The organism is [Erwinia] mediterraneensis, from assembly GCF_900604315.1.
In the GTDB taxonomy this organism is placed as follows: domain Bacteria; phylum Pseudomonadota; class Gammaproteobacteria; order Enterobacterales; family Enterobacteriaceae; genus Pantoea; species Pantoea mediterraneensis_A.
Genome location: NZ_LR026978.1, coordinates 1,412,145 through 1,430,135, shown reverse-complemented (window position 1 = coordinate 1,430,135; position 17,991 = coordinate 1,412,145). Strand labels below are relative to the sequence as shown.

The 17,991-nt window shown below is 54.5% G+C and carries 20 protein-coding genes; 7 read left to right on the top strand and 13 right to left on the bottom strand.

The genetic code is table 11. The features are described from left to right. Nucleotides 1-23: 23 nt before the first annotated feature. Nucleotides 24-1,208 carry a NupC/NupG family nucleoside CNT transporter gene (locus tag E0E17_RS06765; RefSeq protein WP_130832754.1) on the bottom strand — a complete coding sequence of 395 codons (1,185 nt, stop codon included), beginning with the start codon at nt 1,206-1,208 and terminating at the stop codon, nt 24-26. 157 nt (nt 1,209-1,365) lie between these two features. On the opposite strand from E0E17_RS06765, the gene rph reads away from it, so the two are divergent. Continuing rightward, complete coding sequence (gene rph, locus E0E17_RS06760) at nt 1,366-2,082, top strand: ribonuclease PH (RefSeq protein WP_130832752.1); 717 nt, start codon at nt 1,366-1,368, stop codon at nt 2,080-2,082. Nucleotides 2,083-2,131: 49 nt separating this feature from the next. After that, nucleotides 2,132-2,773 (top strand): orotate phosphoribosyltransferase, encoded by a 642-nt coding sequence (gene pyrE, locus E0E17_RS06755; protein WP_130832750.1) that lies wholly within the window; start codon nt 2,132-2,134, stop codon nt 2,771-2,773. Between the two features lie 31 nt (nt 2,774-2,804). Here the strand turns inward: pyrE and slmA are convergent, their stop codons facing one another. From slmA to coaBC, 3 genes are all read right to left on the bottom strand, one after another. After that, the gene (gene slmA / locus E0E17_RS06750; RefSeq protein WP_130832748.1) at nt 2,805-3,401 is read right to left on the bottom strand and encodes a nucleoid occlusion factor SlmA; all 597 of its coding nucleotides are present in this window, start codon (nt 3,399-3,401) and stop codon (nt 2,805-2,807) included. A 119-nt stretch (nt 3,402-3,520) separates the two neighbouring features. Next, nucleotides 3,521-3,979, bottom strand: a complete 459-nt coding sequence (gene dut, locus E0E17_RS06745) for a dUTP diphosphatase (RefSeq protein ID WP_130832746.1) — start codon at nt 3,977-3,979, stop codon at nt 3,521-3,523. Beyond that, entirely contained in the window at nt 3,957-5,177 is a 1,221-nt protein-coding gene (gene coaBC / locus E0E17_RS06740; RefSeq protein ID WP_130832744.1) for a bifunctional phosphopantothenoylcysteine decarboxylase/phosphopantothenate--cysteine ligase CoaBC, read from the bottom strand. The genes dut and coaBC overlap by 23 nt, the downstream gene beginning before the upstream one ends. Before the next feature lie 188 nt (nt 5,178-5,365). Between coaBC and radC the strand changes: the two genes are divergently transcribed. From radC to mutM, 4 genes are all read left to right on the top strand, one after another. Further along, nucleotides 5,366-6,022: a RadC family protein gene (radC, locus tag E0E17_RS06735; protein WP_130832742.1), complete on the top strand. Its 657-nt coding sequence runs from the start codon at nt 5,366-5,368 to the stop codon at nt 6,020-6,022. A 243-nt stretch (nt 6,023-6,265) separates the two neighbouring features. Further along, entirely contained in the window at nt 6,266-6,502 is a 237-nt protein-coding gene (rpmB, locus tag E0E17_RS06730; protein ID WP_130832740.1) for a 50S ribosomal protein L28, read from the top strand. An 11-nt stretch (nt 6,503-6,513) separates the two neighbouring features. Beyond that, entirely contained in the window at nt 6,514-6,681 is a 168-nt protein-coding gene (gene rpmG, locus E0E17_RS06725) for a 50S ribosomal protein L33 (RefSeq protein WP_001051798.1), read from the top strand. A 73-nt stretch (nt 6,682-6,754) separates the two neighbouring features. Continuing rightward, nucleotides 6,755-7,564, top strand: coding sequence for a bifunctional DNA-formamidopyrimidine glycosylase/DNA-(apurinic or apyrimidinic site) lyase (mutM, locus tag E0E17_RS06720; RefSeq protein WP_130832738.1), 810 nt, complete (start codon nt 6,755-6,757; stop codon nt 7,562-7,564). A gap of 31 nt (nt 7,565-7,595) precedes the next feature. Here the strand turns inward: mutM and coaD are convergent, their stop codons facing one another. The 8 genes from coaD to E0E17_RS06680 form a co-directional block, all read right to left on the bottom strand. After that, nucleotides 7,596-8,081: a pantetheine-phosphate adenylyltransferase gene (coaD, locus tag E0E17_RS06715; RefSeq protein WP_130832736.1), complete on the bottom strand. Its 486-nt coding sequence runs from the start codon at nt 8,079-8,081 to the stop codon at nt 7,596-7,598. Beyond that, nucleotides 8,078-8,854, bottom strand: coding sequence for a glycosyltransferase family 2 protein (locus tag E0E17_RS06710; RefSeq protein WP_130832734.1), 777 nt, complete (start codon nt 8,852-8,854; stop codon nt 8,078-8,080). Before E0E17_RS06710 ends, coaD begins: the two co-directional genes overlap by 4 nt. After that, entirely contained in the window at nt 8,854-10,128 is a 1,275-nt protein-coding gene (gene waaA / locus E0E17_RS06705) for a lipid IV(A) 3-deoxy-D-manno-octulosonic acid transferase (protein ID WP_130832732.1), read from the bottom strand. Before waaA ends, E0E17_RS06710 begins: the two co-directional genes overlap by 1 nt. A gap of 92 nt (nt 10,129-10,220) precedes the next feature. Beyond that, nucleotides 10,221-11,354, bottom strand: coding sequence for a glycosyltransferase family 4 protein (locus E0E17_RS06700; RefSeq protein ID WP_130832730.1), 1,134 nt, complete (start codon nt 11,352-11,354; stop codon nt 10,221-10,223). Further along, complete coding sequence (gene rfaQ, locus E0E17_RS06695; protein ID WP_130835476.1) at nt 11,347-12,423, bottom strand: putative lipopolysaccharide heptosyltransferase III; 1,077 nt, start codon at nt 12,421-12,423, stop codon at nt 11,347-11,349. Before rfaQ ends, E0E17_RS06700 begins: the two co-directional genes overlap by 8 nt. Nucleotides 12,424-12,494: 71 nt before the next feature. After that, nucleotides 12,495-13,493, bottom strand: coding sequence for a glycosyltransferase (locus tag E0E17_RS06690; protein WP_130832728.1), 999 nt, complete (start codon nt 13,491-13,493; stop codon nt 12,495-12,497). After that, the gene (locus E0E17_RS06685; protein WP_130832724.1) at nt 13,490-14,596 is read right to left on the bottom strand and encodes a glycosyltransferase family 9 protein; all 1,107 of its coding nucleotides are present in this window, start codon (nt 14,594-14,596) and stop codon (nt 13,490-13,492) included. The genes E0E17_RS06690 and E0E17_RS06685 overlap by 4 nt, the downstream gene beginning before the upstream one ends. 59 nt (nt 14,597-14,655) lie before the next feature. Next, nucleotides 14,656-15,783 carry a glycosyltransferase gene (locus E0E17_RS06680; RefSeq protein ID WP_237680766.1) on the bottom strand — a complete coding sequence of 376 codons (1,128 nt, stop codon included), beginning with the start codon at nt 15,781-15,783 and terminating at the stop codon, nt 14,656-14,658. A 300-nt stretch (nt 15,784-16,083) separates the two neighbouring features. Between E0E17_RS06680 and E0E17_RS06675 the strand changes: the two genes are divergently transcribed. After that, nucleotides 16,084-17,049 carry a polysaccharide deacetylase family protein gene (locus E0E17_RS06675; RefSeq protein ID WP_130832720.1) on the top strand — a complete coding sequence of 322 codons (966 nt, stop codon included), beginning with the start codon at nt 16,084-16,086 and terminating at the stop codon, nt 17,047-17,049. Between the two features lie 29 nt (nt 17,050-17,078). Here the strand turns inward: E0E17_RS06675 and E0E17_RS06670 are convergent, their stop codons facing one another. After that, entirely contained in the window at nt 17,079-17,990 is a 912-nt protein-coding gene (locus E0E17_RS06670; RefSeq protein WP_130832718.1) for a glycosyltransferase family 2 protein, read from the bottom strand. Nucleotide 17,991 lies beyond the last annotated feature (1 nt).

The following is a 17,991-nucleotide window of genomic DNA, read 5'->3' as shown; positions in this document are numbered from 1 at the left end:
GCTTCTCTGCCGCCCGCTTCAGATTAAATAAACAGACCGGCAAAGGCGGCGGAGAGCAGGCTGACCAGGGTAGCGCCATAAACCAGTTTCCAGCCGAAGCGGGAAACCACATTTCCCTGTTTCTCGTTTAACCCTTTTATCGCGCCCGCAACAATGCCGATGGAAGCAAAGTTGGCAAAAGAGACCAGGAAAACCGACAAAATGCCCAGCCCGCGCGGTGACAGTTCAGCGGCAATCTTCTTCATCTCGATCATCGCCACGAATTCATTGGCCACCAGCTTGGTCGCCATAATGCTGCCCGCGCGCAGCGCATCCGCTGCCGGAATACCCACCAGCCAGGCAAAAGGCCAGAAGAAGTAACCGAGAAGCTGCTGGAAGCTGTAGCCCGTCACCGCTGTAAACAGTGCGTTAATAGCGGCAATCAGGGCGATAAAGCCGATCAGCATCGCCAGAATAATCATCGCTACCTTAAAGCCTGCCAGAATATATTCCCCCAGCATCTCAAAAAAGCTCTGTTCTTCATGCAGCTTCCCGAGCTGAATCGGCTCATCATGCTGCCTGGCTGCGGGATTGATAATCGAGAGGATAATGAAAGTGCTGAACATATTGAGCAGCAGCGCAGCGACTACATATTTCGCATCAATCATGGTCATATAGGCGCCCACAATTGAAAGCGACACGGTAGACATGGCGGTGGCGGCCATGGTGTAGAGGCGCGCAGGCGGGATATCACCAAGAATCCCTTTATAGGCGATAAAGTTTTCTGACTGGCCGAGGATCAGTGTGCTGATGGCGTTAAAAGATTCCAGCTTACCCATGCCGTTGACTTTTGACAGCAGCGTACCCACCAGGCGAATCAGCAACGGCAGAATACGCCAGTGCTGCAAAATGCCGATCAGCGCCGAAATAAAGACAATCGGGCACAGCACGCCGAGAAAAATAAAGCCCAGGCCCTGTTTACTCATGCCGCCGAAAACAAATTCCGTACCCTGCGCCGCAAATTGCAGTAGCGTTTCGAAAAAGCCGCCAACAACAGTAATCACCACCAGGCCGCTGGCGGAGTGAAGAAAGAACCAGCCCAGTGCCGCCTCGACAGCAATTAACTGAACAATAAAGCGAATACGAATTTTTTTGCGGTCATGACTGACCAGTAGCGCGAGGGCAAAGATTACCGCCAGTGCCAGAAGAAAATGAAGAACAGCAGCCATAATGTTATTCAGTGAAGTAAAAGAAGGGCGCATTTAGCCACAGCTAAGCGGGAATTTCATCTCTGGTTGTGCCGCTGCGCGGTGCCGGTGCAGCAAGACAGCGTCCCCGGAAGTCCGTATAATGCGCAGCCAATCATTAGCAAGCCGGAGAGATACCATGCGTCCAGCAGGCCGTAGCGCACAGCAGGTGCGTCCCGTCACACTGACTCGTCATTACACCAAACATGCCGAGGGTTCCGTACTGGTTGAATTTGGCGAAACCAAGGTACTTTGCACCGCCACCGTTGAAGAGGGGGTGCCGCGCTTTCTGAAAGGCCAGGGTCAGGGCTGGGTTACTGCCGAATATGGCATGCTGCCCCGCTCAACGCACAGTCGTATGGCGCGCGAAGCGGCGCGCGGCAAACAGGGTGGCCGTACGCTGGAGATTCAGCGTCTGATCGCCCGTTCACTGCGTGCGGCGGTTGATCTGAAAGCGCTGGGCGAATACACCATCACTCTCGACTGCGATGTCATTCAGGCTGATGGCGGCACGCGTACCGCCTCCATTACCGGGGCCTGTGTAGCGTTGGCCGATGCGCTTAACGCGCTGGTCGCCAGCGGCAAACTAAAGGCCAACCCGATGAAGGGCATGGTGGCCGCTATTTCGGTGGGCATTGTGGAGGGAGAAGCACGCTGCGATCTGGAATATGTGGAAGACTCCGCTGCGGAAACGGACATGAACGTCGTAATGATGGAAGATGGCCGCATGATCGAAGTGCAGGGCACCGCAGAGGGCGAGCCGTTCAGCCATGAAGAGCTGCTTGAACTGCTGGCGCTGGCGCGGGGCGGAATTGAAAGTTTAATTTTGGCGCAAAAAGCAGCGCTGGAAAATTGAAGTAGCAGGCGACCTCAGGGTCGCCTTTTCTTTACTGGAGGAGTGAGAAATGAAAGCCTGGCAGCGTCAGTTTATTGAATTCGCCCTGAATAAGCAGGTTCTGAAATTTGGTGAGTTTACCCTGAAGTCCGGGCGAAAAAGCCCCTATTTCTTTAATGCCGGTTTGTTTAACAGCGGTCGCGATTTAGCGCTGTTAGGACGTTTTTATGCCCAGGCCCTGGTGGACGCTAACGTGCCTTTTGACCTGCTGTTTGGCCCGGCCTATAAAGGCATTCCTATCGCCACCACCACAGCCGTAGCCCTGGCGGACCATCACGATCGCGATGTGCCTTACTGCTTTAATCGCAAAGAGGCGAAGGATCACGGTGAAGGCGGTACGCTGGTAGGTAGTCCGCTGCAGGGACGCGTAATGCTGGTGGATGATGTGATTACCGCCGGGACAGCCATTCGCGAGTCGATGGAAATTATCAGCGCTAACGGCGCAACTTTAGCCGGTGTGTTAATTTCGCTTGATCGTCAGGAACGTGGCCGTGGTGATATTTCCGCGATTCAGGAAGTGGAGCGTGACTATCAGTGTCATGTTACCGCCATTATTACGCTGGCTGACCTGATTGCTTATCTGGAAGAGAAACCGGAGTTGGCCGATCATCTGGCATCCGTGCGTGCTTACCAGAAAGAGTACGGCATTTAACGATGATAAGAGGCGGGCCTGGCCCGCCAGATTATATCAGCTGCGCGGCCAGCAAGGGCCAGCGGGCATCAAAATCCGCCGTCGGACTGTAGCGAAATTCAGAACGAACATAGCGCGACAGCACCCCTTCGCAAAAGGCCAGCAGCTGACTGGCGAGCACACCTTCATCAATCTGAAAGCCTTCACCTTCACGCATTCTGCGTTCGCGCATCACCTGACGCAGCTGAACTTCAATACGCTCAAACAGTTGATTAATGCGACCCTGCAACCGGTCCTGTTCAAACATTAAAGCATGGCCGGTCAGGATACGCGTCAGCCCCGGATTACGCTCACCAAATCCCAGAATCAATTGCACAATCAGACGCAACCGCGTCATGGTTTCTTTTTCATCTTTCAGGATCAGATTGATGCGCGTAATCAGGCTGTCTTCAATAAATTCAATCAGGCTGTCAAACATGCGCGTTTTGCTGGGGAAGTGACGATAAAGCGCCGCTTCTGATACGCCCACATTGGCCGCCAGTTTTGCGGTAGTAATACGCTGACTGCCATCGCTGGACTCCAGCATCTGCGCCAGTGACTGCAAAATTTCTTCCCGACGATTCCGTTTCGCGCTTATTTTTTCTGCCATGACCTTAAAAACCCCTGAGATTCACCAAAAGCAGGCAATATCAACGCCTCGGCCATGAGGCAGCGTCTCATGGCGAGGAAGCGTAAATATCAACAGATGCGTAAAAGGATATGCTGCGTTTACTGGCGACCGGAATGGCCAAAGCCACCTTCACCACGAACGCTGGTGTCAAACTCTTCTACCAGGTTGAATTCAGCCTGAACAACAGGCACGAACACCAGCTGAGCAATACGGTCACCGGGCTGGATGGTAAAAGCGGTCTCTGCGCGGTTCCAGACAGACACCATCAGCTGGCCCTGATAGTCAGAATCAATCAGGCCCACCAGATTACCCAGTACAATACCATGCTTATGGCCCAGGCCGGAGCGTGGCAGGATAACAGCCGCAAGGCTGGGATCGGCAATATGAATCGCCAGACCGGTAGGAATTAAGGTCGTGGCACCAGGTGCCAGTTCCAGCGCCTCATCCAGGCAGGCGCGCAGGTCCAGACCGGCAGATCCCGAAGTGGCATAGGCCGGCAGCGGAAACGCTTTGCCGACACGCGCGTCAAGAATCTTAACGTCGATTTTTTTCATCATAACGGCTGACAATCTCGTCTAATAATTGTTGGCCAAGGAGAGCTTTTTCACTGAGTGGTAAAAGTTTCTCTCCCTCCTGCCAGAAAAGGTGAAGAGCATTGGTGTCACTGTTAAAGCCCTGTCCAGCTTTTGACACGTCATTGGCGCAGATAAGGTCCAGATTTTTTCGCACCCTTTTTTGTCGGGCGTATTCTTCCACATTCTGGGTTTCTGCTGCAAATCCAACCACAAAGGGCCGACCTGCGGTTAAGGCTGCGACACCCGCGACAATGTCAGGGTTTTTGACCAGCTGCAGGGTAACGCTCTCATCGCCGTCCTGTTTTTTGATTTTTTCTGCGGCAACTTCTGCCGCCCGGTAGTCTGCCACGGCGGCGCTGGCAATGAAAATATGTTGTTTGCTGATCTCACTCATTACCGTCTGTTCCATTTCCAGCGCGGTGGTAACGTCAATACGCTTTACCCAGGCTGGCGTCGGTAAGGTGACCGGGCCTGCAACTAACGTCACGTTTGCGCCCCGCTTCGCGGCGGCGCTGGCAATCGCAAAGCCCATTTTGCCCGAGCTGTGGTTCGTGATGTAACGCACCGGATCCAGCGCTTCACGGGTAGGACCGGCGGTAATCATAATATTGAGATGTTGCAGATCGTTGACCGGCGTTGCCCATGTTACCGCGTGCTCCACAATCGCCAGCGGATCAAGCATGCGGCCAGGGCCGACATCGCCGCACGCCTGACTACCGCTGTCCGGTCCCCAAATCATAATGCCACGGGCGGCAAGGCGCTGAAGATTCTCCTGCGTCACTGGCGCGCGGTACATCTGCTGGTTCATGGCGGGCACCACGGCAACGGGCGCTGCAGTCGCCAGGCAGGTGGTGGTGACCAAATCGTTAGCCATGCCCGCCGTGACGCGCGCAATCAAATCAGCGGTGGCTGGCGCCAGAATCACCAGGTCGGCCCATTTCGCCAGTTCGATATGGCCCATGGCCGCTTCGGCCGCCGGATCGAGCAGATCACCATAAACCGGATAACCTGACACGGCCTGCAGACTCAGCGGCGTAATAAAGGCTTTGGCGGCTTCGGTCATCATCACTCTGACATCCGCGCCACGATCGCGCAGTCGGCGTACCAGCTCAGGGGTTTTATAGGCAGCAATGCCGCCGCTGATGCCAAGAAGTACTTTTTTACCGGCTAATCCCATCATGTTGTTCGCCTCACTTATTCAGTTAGCCGCGCAGGGCGCGTCGCAATAGGGGGATTTTACCACAGAGCCCGCTGTACGCCTTTCCACTCCCTGCGGCTTTGCGAGACGTCTCGAAAAAGTGCGCAGACAGCGTGGCGCACCGGCTGGCTGCAGGGCAAAATAACGCGGTTTTCAGGGAGAAGAAGGCAATGGACAATCTGGCACCGCGAGAAAAGTTACAGCAGCAGGGCGCCGTGGCCCTCAGTGACGACGAACTGCTGGCGATTTTTTTACGCACCGGGGTAGCGGGCGTGAATGTTCTGATGCTGGCACGACAGATGCTGAACCAGTTTGGCTCGTTATACCGCATTATGACCGCCAGTCAGCAAGAGCTGGCAGAGATAAAGGGCATAGGCGCAGCCAAACTGGCCCAGCTGCACGCCATTGCTGAACTGGGAAAGCGTTTTTTTGCGGCGCAGCTGGCGCAGGAAAACGTTATGGAAAATCCGCAGGTCACCCGGCACTACCTGCAGAGCGTGCTGGCTCATCAGGAACGCGAACTCTTTATGGTGCTGTTTCTGGATAATCAGCATCGCGTGCTGCGGGCGCAGCAAATGTTTGCCGGTTCTATTAACAGTGTTGAGGTACATCCGCGTGAAATCGTTCGCGAAGCGCTGAAATGCAATGCGGCTGCGCTGATTCTGGCCCATAACCACCCTTCCGGTCTTGCGGAACCGAGCCAGGCTGATCGGGAAATCACCTGTAAAGTGAGTCAGGCCTGCCTGCTGCTTAATATCCGCGTACTGGACCATCTGGTGATTGGACATGGCGAATATGTATCCTTTGCGGAGCGGGGCTGGCTGTAGCGCGCGTCGCTGCGCCGACGTAAATGCGGCGTTTTTACCCGATCCAGCGGGATCTTTTTTGTTCGGGACTTGAGCACTGACGCGGACCGGCGTATACTACGCCACCTTTGAGAATCTCGGGTTTGGCGTTTAGGCCTGCTCAGCGGGTTCACATGGAACTCGCCTGGCTGGGCTATAAGCCTGACGAGGCGGCCAAAACCTAATTTTTAAAGCTCGAGCTGATTTGATTTTTGGAGAATAGACATGTCACGAGTCTGCCAGGTAACTGGAAAGCGTCCGGTGACCGGTAACAACCGTTCCCACGCAATGAACGCGACGAAACGCCGTTTCCTGCCGAACCTGCACTCACACCGTTTCTGGGTTGAGAGCGAGAAGCGCTTCGTTACTCTGCGTGTATCTGCTAAAGGTATGCGTGTTATTGACAAGAAGGGCATCGATACGGTTCTGGCCGATATGCGCGCCCGTGGTGAGAAGTACTAAGGAACTGAATCATGGCTAAAGGTATTCGTGAGAAGATCAAGCTGGTTTCCTCTGCTGGTACAGGTCACTTCTATACCACCACGAAGAACAAACGTACTAAACCTGAGAAACTGGAACTGAAAAAGTTCGATCCGGTTGTACGTCAGCACGTGATCTACAAAGAAGCCAAAATTAAATAATTTTGTTTTCTTGCGAAAAACCCGGCTCCGGCCGGGTTTTTTGTTTCTGTCAGCGACGTTTTAAGGAGATGACATGCCTGAATTACCTGAGGTGGAAACCAGTCGTCGGGGCATTGAACCGCATCTGGTGGGCGAAACCATCCTGCATGCGGTGGTGCGCAATTCACGTCTGCGCTGGCCCGTATCTGAAGAAATCCATGCCCTGAGCGATCAGCCGGTGCTCAGCGTGCAGCGCCGCGCCAAATATCTGCTGCTGGAACTGCCGACAGGCTGGATCATCATTCATCTCGGCATGTCAGGTAGCCTGCGCATTCTGCCGGAAGCGTTGCCGGCAGCCAAACATGACCATGTGGATCTGGTGATGAGCAACGGCAAAGTGCTGCGCTATACCGATCCGCGCCGCTTTGGCGCCTGGCTCTGGAGCAATGATTTGCAGGGCAGCAATGTGCTCGCCCATCTGGGACCGGAACCGCTCAGCGAGGAATTTAACGGCGAGTACCTGTTTGCAAAATCGCGTGGCAAACGTACCGCGATTAAGCCCTGGCTGATGGATAACAAAGTGGTGGTGGGTGTGGGCAATATTTACGCCAGCGAATCGCTGTTTACGGCCGGGATCCTGCCCGATCGCCCTGCGATGAGCCTGAGCGAAGCGCAGGCAGGCCTGCTGGCGACCACCATCAAAGCGGTGTTGCTGCGCTCGATTGAGCAGGGAGGCACAACGCTACGCGACTTTCTGCAAAGCGATGGCAAGCCAGGCTATTTTGCCCAGCAGTTGCAGGTGTATGGGCGCGCCGGGGAACCCTGTCGTGTCTGTGGCTCTCCTGTCGTCAGCGGTAAGCACGGACAGCGCAGCACCTACTGGTGCCCGCACTGCCAGCAATAGCCGCGCCAGTCGCCACCTGGCAGGCATGCGCTCAGGCGGGTGACAGTTTTGCCATGAGCGCCTGATGAACCGGTGCCGGCAGGAAAGCCGTTACATCACCGCCATGGCGCGCCACTTCTTTCACCAGCGATGAAGAGACGAAAGAGTAGCCTTCAGACGGCATCAGGAAAACGCTCTCCAGCGTCGGCAACAGATGGCGATTCATATGCGCCAGCTGCAGCTCATATTCAAAATCGGCGACGGCACGTATCCCACGAACCAGCACATTGGCCTTTTGCGCCTGGGCAAAATTCGCCATCAGATCGCTGAAACCCATCACCTCAACATTATCCAGATGTGCCGTGACCTGACGCGCCAGTTCGACGCGTTCTTCCAGGGTGAACATCGGCTTTTTACTCGGGCTGGCGGCGATCGCCAGGATGATGTGATCAAACATGCTTGCGGCACGGGACACAATATCCAGATGACCCAGCGTAATGGGATCAAAGGTGCCGGGATAAATCGCTTTGGTGCTCATACGCGGCCTTTCGTTGTGGAGTGGCTCAGCGCCCAGAGCGCTGAATATTTATTGAAGGTATATTGCGCGTTCACCACCGCCAGAATCCACCCCTGTTTGCCATCAAGGAAACCGGCACGCAGCAGCAGCGTTTTCACAAAGGCACCCAGCGTATGGCTGAATATCGAGAACAGACCGCAGCTTTTGCCGCGCTGATAGCGTTCACGCGCCCAGGCATCGGCATAGGCCAGCTGTTTGCGCTGAAAGCTGATCAGATCGCGGCAGGTCAGGTGCTGTAAATCCCCCTGCAGAGCCACTACTGGCGCACCGGCGGTTTCCAGCGATTCATGTACCAGATTATCGTTGTAGCTTAATATGCAGGGATAGAGTCGTATTACCCGATCAGGATACCAGCCGCTGTGGCGCATAAAACGCCCCAGGAACAGGTTGCTGCGGCTGATGCTGTAGACCGTAGCGGAGGGGGGCTGCGTCAGCACCTGCTCGATGGCATTACGTAGCGCGGGCGTAACGCGCTCATCCGCATCGATCATCAGAATCATTTCGCTGCTGGCATAGCTTTGCGCGAGCTGGCGCTGTTTCCCGTAACCTGCCCATGCTGCGGAGTGAAAGACTTTTGCGCCCTGGCGACGGGCAATTTCGACTGTCGCGTCTTCACTGTCGGCATCAAGCACAATGATCTCATCAGCCCAGTTGACCGATGCCAGGCAGTCCGGCAGCAGTTCCGCTTCGTTTTTAGCAATAATCACCACCGAAAGAGACTGGCGCTGGTTCATTAGTGAGCTCGTGGCGGTAAATGAGGTTCCAGCAACTGCAGCAACCGCTGCAGCGCTCCCTGATTCTGATGTAGCACTTCCACTGCGTGACGGCCATAGTAGCGGCGATAATCATCATCCTGCAGTAAATTAGTGATTTCGTTAGCCAGCGAAACCGCATCGGTCACCGTAATCAGCCCTTCAGCCTGTTGCAACTTGCCGCAGATATCTTTGAAGTTCCAGGTGTGCGGGCCCATCAGGACCGGGATAGCATGAGCGGCAGGCTCCAGCGGGTTATGACCGCCACGCTCTACCAGGCTGCCACCGACAAACGCCAGGTCGGCGATGCCGTACAGCAGCATCAGTTCGCCCATGGTATCGCCAATCACTACCTGGGTGCCGCCGGAAGGAATTTCGCCGCTGCTGCGCAGGGTAAAACTCAGTCTGCGCTTTTGCGTCAGCAGACGCGCATCGTCGAAGCGCTCGGGATGGCGCGGCACCAGAATCAGCAACAGATCGGGAAACTGCTGCAGCAGACGCTGATGCGCATCAAGGACGATCGCCTCTTCGCCTTCATGAGTACTGGTCGCGATCCACACTGGCCGACGTGGTGCCCACTGACGACGCAGCGTAACGGCCCGGGCCGCCAGTTCTGGCGTCACAGAAATATCGAATTTCAGGCTGCCGGTCACGGCCAGGTGCGAACGTTTGAGGCCCAGTTCGAGGAAACGGTCACCATCCTCGGCGTTCTGCGCCGCAATCAGGGTGATTTGTTGCAACAGCTGGCGCATAAATCTCCCCAGCTTTTTATAGCCTTTGGCCGAACGTGCAGAGAGACGCGCATTGGCAATCACCAGCGGGATATTGCGCTGATGCAGGATGCGAATGATGTTGGGCCACAGCTCGGTTTCCATAATGATCACCAGGCGCGGACTGGCGGTATCCAGAAAGCGGTTAATGGCGCCCGGCAGATCGTAAGGCAGATAAACATGATGCACATCTTTACCGAAAGCGGACTGCGCGCGCTCTGAACCGGTGGGGGTCATGGTAGTGACAGTAATAGGCAGGCTGGGGTAGCGGTGACGTAAGGCACGCACCAGCGGAATAGCGGCCAGGGTTTCGCCCACCGAGACGGAGTGCAGGACAATACCGTCAGGCTTAACTTTGCCTTCACAAAAACCGTAGCGCTCTGACCAGCGTTTGCGATAAGCAGGCGCTTTGCGACCGCGCAGCCACAGGCGTAGCCAAATCAGCGGTTGAATCAGATAGAGCAGGGCTGTGTAAATTGTCGTCATAGTTACCGTTACGACACGTTCGCGTCAAACATCATCAAAAAATCGAGATTAGGCATGTTAGCAGAATCCCTGCGTCTCCTCATCTCACTTTGTCAGCCTTGCTGTAATACCTGTTGATAGAGCAAGTTAAGCGACCGGGCCAGATGCTGTGGGCTATAAGGCTCAATTCTGCGGCGTGCGGCCTCTCCCATCGCTGAGTTTTGCGAAAGTGGGGAAATAGCAGTAACCGCCTCATTTAATGCTTTGATATCTAATGCGTCGCAGACAAAGCCCTGCTGGCCCTGCGCAATAAATTCTGCGCCACCGCAGCCAGTACTGGTAATCACCGCCAGGCCACAAGCCATCGCCTCCAGCACAACATTGGGGAAGGGATCGTAGAGCGTGGGCAGCAGCAAGGCATCCGCCGCATGATAAAAGGGTTGCACATCCTGCTGCACCCCGACAAAGCGTAGACGATCCAGGCAGTTTAGCTGGTTCGCCAGCTGTTGGTAGCGTTTCAGCTGTTTATCCTGACCCACCACAATCAGGTAGCGATCACTGTGCGCTATTGCTTCAATGGCCGCTTTCAGCCCTTTGCGTTCGAAGCCCGAACCCACATAAATCAGCACCGTGGCGTGCTGCGGCAGGTTTAGCTGCTGCCGTGTTGCGTGGCGGCTGGCTTCGCTGGCGGGCTGAAAGCGGGTGGCGTCAATGGCGTTATAGATAACGTGGATCTTGTCAGCATCGAGCTGAAAATGACGAATGATATCCTGTTTCACCATCTGCGAATTACAGATGACCGCTTTCAGCGCAGGCGAGTGAAACATCTCCGCTTCGGCTTGTAAAACGTAGCGATGATAGGGGCTTAATGCTGCGCTCAGCCGCTGTAGCGGAGAGACGATGCGCGCGCGCTGCTCAAGCCAGACGCGATGGACGCCATCCCCGGCACGGAAGATATCGCATCCGGCAATACGCTCATGGCTCTGGACAATATCGAAGTCTTCCCGCTCCCAGCAGGCACGGGCGGCCTGAGCGAAACCGCGTTCTCGCGATACCCGGCCAAATTTGGCCGGATTGCAGATATGCAGATGCCAGCCCGGATTCGGCGTACCCTGCCAGCTACGGGTAATAATATTGAGATCCAGCTGCTCGCTGCCGAGCGCTTCCAGCGCGCGCGAGATAAAACGTTCTGCCCCGCCATCAGGACGGTATTTCTGCCGGACAATCGCCAGACGTAATTTAGTCATGCAGGAAATCCTTCGCCGCCCTGACGACGTCATCAACCGGGATGGCCGACAGGAAACGCTGTCCGGTACGGGTATCAATAGAGTCGGGTGCCGGAAGCGGGCCATAATCACCCGCCCAGATAACCTGGTTGTTTTCACCCCAGGGGCGCCAGTGCTGTAATTTGGTCGGGCCGAAGAGCGCGATACAGGGAGTATTCAGCGCCGCAGCCATATGCATTGGCGCGGAATCAACGCCGATAAACAGCTGCGCATGATCGATTAACGCGGCCAGCTGCGGCAGTGACAGTTTTCCTGCCACTGAAACCACCTCTGCAGAGCGACACAGCGACTGAATGTGTTCAATCATCGCCAGCTCGTTTTTATCGGGCGCCGCGGTCAGCAGCACTTTGCGGCCAGACTGCGCCAGACTGTCGATAGTTGTCGCGAATTTTTCATCTTCCCAGCATTTAAATACCCAACGCGACGTAGGCTGCACCACAATCCAGGGGGTGGAGACGTTGTGTTGTGCAAGAACCTGTTGCACCTGCTGCCAGTCTGACGGTGCGTAATGCATCGATACCTGCGCGCCTTCTGCGCTGATACCCAGTGGTGCCAGAGCCGCCATATTCTGCTCCACAGTATGCAAACGACTGTGGTTATCGGTAGGCACCAGAACATTGTGGCACGCGCGCCAGAAGACGCTGTCGCGCTTTTTATAGGCGAAGCCAATGCGCACCGGTGCGCCGGAGAGGCGAGTGATAAGGGCGCTGCGCCACTGATCCGCCAGATTCACCACCAGATCGTAATGACTGGTGCGTATGGCTGCGATCAGATCGCGTTCATGACGCATCTGCTGCCAGTTTCCGGCCTTTTTCCACTTACGATCGATAACATGCAGATGTCGTACCGCCGGATGGGCCTCCAGCATGGGGCGGGTTTCCTGATACAGCAAAACATCAATCTTTGCATCGGGATAACGCTGATGGAGGGCATTGATAGCAGGTGTGGTGAGCAACATGTCGCCATGATGGCGGAGTTTGATAAGCAGAATATTTTGAGGTGAAAAAGTCGCGGTAATCGGGCTTGCCATACTCATGTGCTCTCAGAATTCAGTGAGCCGATTGTAGGGCAAACCCAACAGGCGTGAAAGCCAACAATCGCTTATTTGTTGCGCCAGCGGTAAATCCGGCTCAACCATAACAGCAGCTGATACCACTGCCGGATACCGCGTGCATTACGCAGCATCCGGCGATGCGTTTGCGTGGCAAAAATGTCAGCGATGATGGCGCGCCGTGCTGCGGCATCGGGTTCACGCCGTACGCTGTGGCAGACGCTGAGCGCTTCATGGGTTACCTGATAATGCAGCGCGCGCGGAATCCTGACCCGGTCGCGATAGCGATCATTGAGTTCTTCCAGCATGCGGGCGATTTTCAGGTAATGGCGCTGATACTCCACGTTGCGCTGACCGGTGCGCTTACGGTTACTGATGGACGCGTCATGCATGTAATAGCGATAGAGAATGTTATCGGTATAGCGTACGCGTTGCGCATTCAGCATAAACTCCGTAGTCCACGGGATATCCTGATGATGCAGCCCCGGCTCAAACCACAGCTGGTGTCTGTCGATAAGCTCGCGCCGATAAATACCCAGCCAGACCACATGCAGATAGCGACGGGTTTCCAGCGCAGTGCTTAACCAGTCCGGCCCGCTCAACACGCCGGTGCTGCGCAAACGATCGTAAGGAATCAGCGGTTTCACGCGCTGATTGCGCTGAAAATACCATTCCGCGTTGCACTGGGCGGCGTCCAGGTTATCCGCTTCCGCCATCTCTACCAGCGTCTGGTACATCTCAGGTTTGAGGGTGTCATCGGCATCGGGAAAGGTCACATATTTCCCTTTCGCGACGGCCAGTCCGGCATTACGTGCGCGTGAGACTCCGCCATTGGCCTGATGAATGACCCGGATATGAGGGTGCTGCTGCGCCCGGGCATCGGCGCGTTCTCCTGAGCCATCGGTGGAACCATCATCCACAATGATGATCTCCAGCGAGGTCAGGGTCTGCGCCAGCAGCGAATCGATAAAAGCATCAAACATGCTGCCGGCGTTATACATAGGGGTAATCACGCTCAGCAGGGGAGCGTCAGGCAAAGTTGTCTTCATGAAAATGGCTGGTTTTTCTTGAGCAGGCGAGTAGGCATACGCGACTGAATAAACGTGTTGATCGCTTTCAGCTGACGTGGGTTTAAAGCAAACAGTTGTTCTGGAGGATGATCAAACTCATAGCGCGCGGCAAAAACCCAGGAGGAGGGCGCAATATTGTCAGGACCGGCCAGCAGAACATCCCCTAACGGGCGCTGCTCTTTAACCTCACAGGGGCCATAAATCAAAATCACCGGCACATTGAGCGCATCGGCAATATAAACATTGCCGGTGTCGGAAGCGATATAAAAATCGAGCAAACTGATGGCATGAGGCACTGCATCCAGCGTCAGCTCACCAATCAGCGAGATGATGTTGTCGCGCTTGCCGGTTACCGCATAGAGATCATCGAGACGCCCGATCTCCTCCGGCGTACCGAACACATAAAACCGGCAGGGCAAATGCTGCAGACTGTCGAAAAGGGTAGCCCAGACAGTGGCAGGGATGGTCTTTGCCGTATTACCCGCTGAGATGCTGATGCCAATTTTAATGAATTCCTCATCAAATAACGCAGGCTCCGATAAGGGCGCACGATAAAACGGCTGCGTGACATGCTTGGGGTAGCTCTCGCAGGTCAGACTACGGTCAGCCAGTTTCAGATAACTTTCAACCGTCAGGGACGTTTTGCTGTGTTCAACAACGCCGCTGGCGGTGTAATAGAATGGCGCCTGATAGCCTTTACGGCGATAGTTTGAGAGGAACTGCTTGTTCACGCCATTACAGAAGGCGGCGTAAAACAGGTTAAGGTTGTTTGGGTGCAACAGATAGATATTGTCGTAGCGATTCAGCAACTGAAAGGCCAGGCGCAGCCTGCTGAACAGACTGGCACGGTAATCTTCGACATACCAGATCTGCTCCAGGGTCTCGTCACGTGCCGCCAGTGGCGCGATGGTACGGCTTAACAACGCATCGCTGCGCTTAAGGTGGGTCAGCAAAGGCGTAATATTGATAAAGTCGCCAATCTTAGCGGTCTGGATGACCAGGTTACGTCCTGTCTTTTTGTGGAATAATTTCATTATTCCTTTAACCGGCAGCAACAGGATAAAAAACAAAACGTAATTCACGCTGTAACCTCGGTTTCCCACTGAAATGAACCCAACATAACCTCTTTTCGCTCTAATGTTTATTCCATTTTTACCGTCTCGTGCGTGGTATCAATCAGAGACAGGTAGCGCTGGCAAATGGTGTGAACATCATAGGATGAAAGGTCAATATTTTCGAGGTCGGGTGGGTGATGATAGATTTCGACCAGGCGGGCGGCGAGCGCTGACGGGTCTAATTCAGACAAGCAGCGGGCCAAATCGCCCTGTAAAATCTCTTCCGGACCACCCGGACAACGAGTACTGACCACTGGTGTCTGACAAATCAATGCCTCCACCAACACATTGCCAAAACCTTCACTATCTGAACTTGCCACCAGCATAGCGGCATGTTTAATCCAGGCATAAGGGTTATGCGTAAAGCCTTTAAAAATGACCCGCTCACGAATATGCAGGCTTTCCGCCAGCACCTCTAATTCTTTGATTTTTTCAGGATTACCCTGACCGATAAGCACCAGCGGCAAGGTCAAATCGCTTTGTGCATAGGCTTGCAGCAAGCGGTCATGGCGCTTCGTCTGATGAAAACGACCAATATGCAACAGATAGCTGCGATCCGCCATCTCTACCGGTTCCTGAGCCATCTGTCTGATATGCGCAATATCAAAGGGGTTGTGAATCACTATCTCGCGGGAGGGTTGAATATTATAGGCTTTTTTCAAATCTTCCAGGACATAACGGGAGACGCCAACGATATTACGCTGCTGATAAGTCCGACGCGTTTTAAGAATTTTCAGCCAGCGCGAGAGGCCTGTGCGCCGTGACAGATAAGAGGCCGAAAAGACGCCGTGGATACAGTACCAGGTACGCTGCGGATCCAGATTTTTGCAGCGGCTGACGATACGATCAGTTTTGTGCAGATGGGAAATAATCAGATCGAACTTACCCGCGCTTTGCTCCGCCTGATGTACCGCCGCATCCAGCAGGCGAGCGCGACGGTTCAATTCCGTCAGTTTACGCCAGGGCTTTTTACAGCGGTCCAGCACAACCTGATAGTCAATACCGGGGGGAAGGGTGTAGTCACATACATTGCGTAGTGAGAAAAGAGAAACCTGATGGCCGCAAGCAATAAATCCCCGGGCGAGGGTGAGGACAACTTTTTCAGCCCCACCGCCAGGTAAACCATCAATAATTAATAAGATACGACTGGTCAATTTTTTAACCTTTTTTATACGGAACGACATTGCTGTAAACAGAAACGGTCAGACAGATAGCCTGTTTAATTGTTACATTATTGATTTTGTTAATACCATTAACATTAGCCCGGTGCACGTATTTCAATACGTTTTTTCTGAAGCTGGTGCGTCCTTCCTTGTCGTTGCATTGTAGATGAGGAGACCCTGGAGTGCTATCAACGGCAGCTATATCACACTGTCTGTCAAATAAAATAACGTTGCGTATTAAAGCGCGCTGCGTACCATAATGCGTAAAACTAAGGCGTTGCGGAAAAATTCATGGATAAGGCAGCATTTCTCATCACGATTGACACCGAAGGCGACAACCTCTGGCGTAACCATCGTTCCATTACCACGCACAACACGCGTTATCTGCCGCGCTTTCAGTCACTGTGCGAGAAATATGGCTTTAAGCCCACCTGGCTGACCAATTATGAAATGGCCAGCGATCCCGCTTACGTTGAATTTGCGCGCGACGTGATTGCCCGTGGTCAGGGAGAGGTAGGCATGCATCTGCACGCCTGGAACAGCCCGCCGGAAAAACCCTTAACGGATGATGACTGGCGCTGGCAGCCCTATCTGATTGAATACCCGGATGAGGTGTTGCGGGAAAAAGTAAGGTTTATGACCGACCTGCTGGAAGAGCGCTTTCAGACCAAAATGCTGAGCCATCGGGCCGGACGCTGGGCGTTTGATGAACGCTATGCGGAGATTCTGGTAGAGCTGGGCTACCAGGTTGATTGCTCGGTCACGCCGAAAGTTAACTGGCAATATAATCGCGGCGCGCCTCAGGGGCAGGGCGGCACAAATTACATGGATTTCCCCGATTCTGCTTATTTCCTTGATCTGAAAGATATTTCCCGCGCAGGTCACTCTCCGCTGCTGGAAGTGCCGATGAGTATTCAGTTTAAATACTCGCCACTGATGCGCCAGGTTAAACAGATCGTCTACCGGCTGCGCGGCAAACAGCGCAGCCCGGCGGTGCACTGGTTACGTCCCTCCGGCGGGAATCTGACGGCGATGAAGCGGGTGGTAGAGATGTCTCAGCAGGCGGGTCACCCCTACGTGGAGTTCATGCTGCACTCTTCAGAGTTTATGCCGGACGGCAGCCCTACCTTTAAAAATGAGAGCGATATAGAGCGCCTTTATGAGGATCTGGAGCAGCTGTTTTCCTGGCTGGCGCCGCGTTTTAAAGGACAAACGCTGGCAGAGTTTTACCGGGACTTCCCGCGGCACAGCGCGTAAACCGGCGACAGCCCGGTTATCAACCGGGCTTACCGTCTGACTTTTAACATCTTTCTTTTATAGCTCAGCCGAATCTGGCTGTTGAGCAGAAACGGCAACAGACCGATCTGCCGGATACGCGCTTTCACCTTCTCCTGCTCCCCCAGCTTCGCCAGCGCCGCATGATGACGATTCAGGACATCGATCCAGTGACAGGTGATCAGCGCCTGAAATTTGTCGGGAAGCACCTGGTCCATCTGGCGTGTTGCTGCCAGCAGGCAGATAATTTTCTCGTCGCTCATGACAGTAGAAAGGCTGTTCTGATGCTTACGGTACAGATAGAAGCCTGCCGGTGAATAGAGCGTGTTCTGGCTCAGCGTCAGCAGCTGCGGAAAAAGCCAGGCATCTTCATAACAGATAAAGGGCGGGAAAGGGTGATCCAGCAACAGCTGGCGGCGGAAATACTGGCCGATAAAGTGCGCCTGAAAGTCGCGATGCACCAGGAAACGGCGGATCGCCTCATCGCGTGACAGCGCTTGCGGCGGCTGAAACTGCCAGTCCGGGGGGGTATCCTGCGCGCGCTGCTCAATGATTTTGTTGAGAAGGATATCGGGCGCCTGTTCCGAAAGAATGCGAAAGTGCTGTGCAACCGCCTGCGGCAACAGCCGATCGTCACCATCCAGCATTAACACATACTCGCCCTGCGCCTGCGCGACCGCATAGTTACGCACCTGACCAATATTGCGCAGTTCGGTGGTAAAAAAACGCGCGTAAGCACGCTGTTGGCAGTAACCAGTAATGATGTCACCGGAGCCATCACTGGAGGCATCGTTGATGATCACCACTTCACAGTGCGCGCTGATCGGCTGTAGCGCAAGGTCTACGCTGCGCAACGTCTCTTCCAGCCAGGGCGCACAATTGTGGACGGTGATAAGCACACTCAGGGTACAGCTTGCTGCCATG

Coding starts and splice junctions, on each gene's coding strand:
- E0E17_RS06765 (WP_130832754.1), bottom strand. CDS start 1,208: ATGGCTGCTGTTCTTCATTTTCTTCTGGCACTGGCGGTAATCTTTGCC.
- rph (WP_130832752.1), top strand. CDS start 1,366: ATGCGTCCAGCAGGCCGTAGCGCACAGCAGGTGCGTCCCGTCACACTG.
- pyrE (WP_130832750.1), top strand. CDS start 2,132: ATGAAAGCCTGGCAGCGTCAGTTTATTGAATTCGCCCTGAATAAGCAG.
- slmA (WP_130832748.1), bottom strand. CDS start 3,401: ATGGCAGAAAAAATAAGCGCGAAACGGAATCGTCGGGAAGAAATTTTG.
- dut (WP_130832746.1), bottom strand. CDS start 3,979: ATGATGAAAAAAATCGACGTTAAGATTCTTGACGCGCGTGTCGGCAAA.
- coaBC (WP_130832744.1), bottom strand. CDS start 5,177: ATGATGGGATTAGCCGGTAAAAAAGTACTTCTTGGCATCAGCGGCGGC.
- radC (WP_130832742.1), top strand. CDS start 5,366: ATGGACAATCTGGCACCGCGAGAAAAGTTACAGCAGCAGGGCGCCGTG.
- rpmB (WP_130832740.1), top strand. CDS start 6,266: ATGTCACGAGTCTGCCAGGTAACTGGAAAGCGTCCGGTGACCGGTAAC.
- rpmG (WP_001051798.1), top strand. CDS start 6,514: ATGGCTAAAGGTATTCGTGAGAAGATCAAGCTGGTTTCCTCTGCTGGT.
- mutM (WP_130832738.1), top strand. CDS start 6,755: ATGCCTGAATTACCTGAGGTGGAAACCAGTCGTCGGGGCATTGAACCG.
- coaD (WP_130832736.1), bottom strand. CDS start 8,081: ATGAGCACCAAAGCGATTTATCCCGGCACCTTTGATCCCATTACGCTG.
- E0E17_RS06710 (WP_130832734.1), bottom strand. CDS start 8,854: ATGAACCAGCGCCAGTCTCTTTCGGTGGTGATTATTGCTAAAAACGAA.
- waaA (WP_130832732.1), bottom strand. CDS start 10,128: ATGACGACAATTTACACAGCCCTGCTCTATCTGATTCAACCGCTGATT.
- E0E17_RS06700 (WP_130832730.1), bottom strand. CDS start 11,354: ATGACTAAATTACGTCTGGCGATTGTCCGGCAGAAATACCGTCCTGAT.
- rfaQ (WP_130835476.1), bottom strand. CDS start 12,423: ATGGCAAGCCCGATTACCGCGACTTTTTCACCTCAAAATATTCTGCTT.
- E0E17_RS06690 (WP_130832728.1), bottom strand. CDS start 13,493: ATGAAGACAACTTTGCCTGACGCTCCCCTGCTGAGCGTGATTACCCCT.
- E0E17_RS06675 (WP_130832720.1), top strand. CDS start 16,084: ATGGATAAGGCAGCATTTCTCATCACGATTGACACCGAAGGCGACAAC.
- E0E17_RS06670 (WP_130832718.1), bottom strand. CDS start 17,990: ATGGCAGCAAGCTGTACCCTGAGTGTGCTTATCACCGTCCACAATTGT.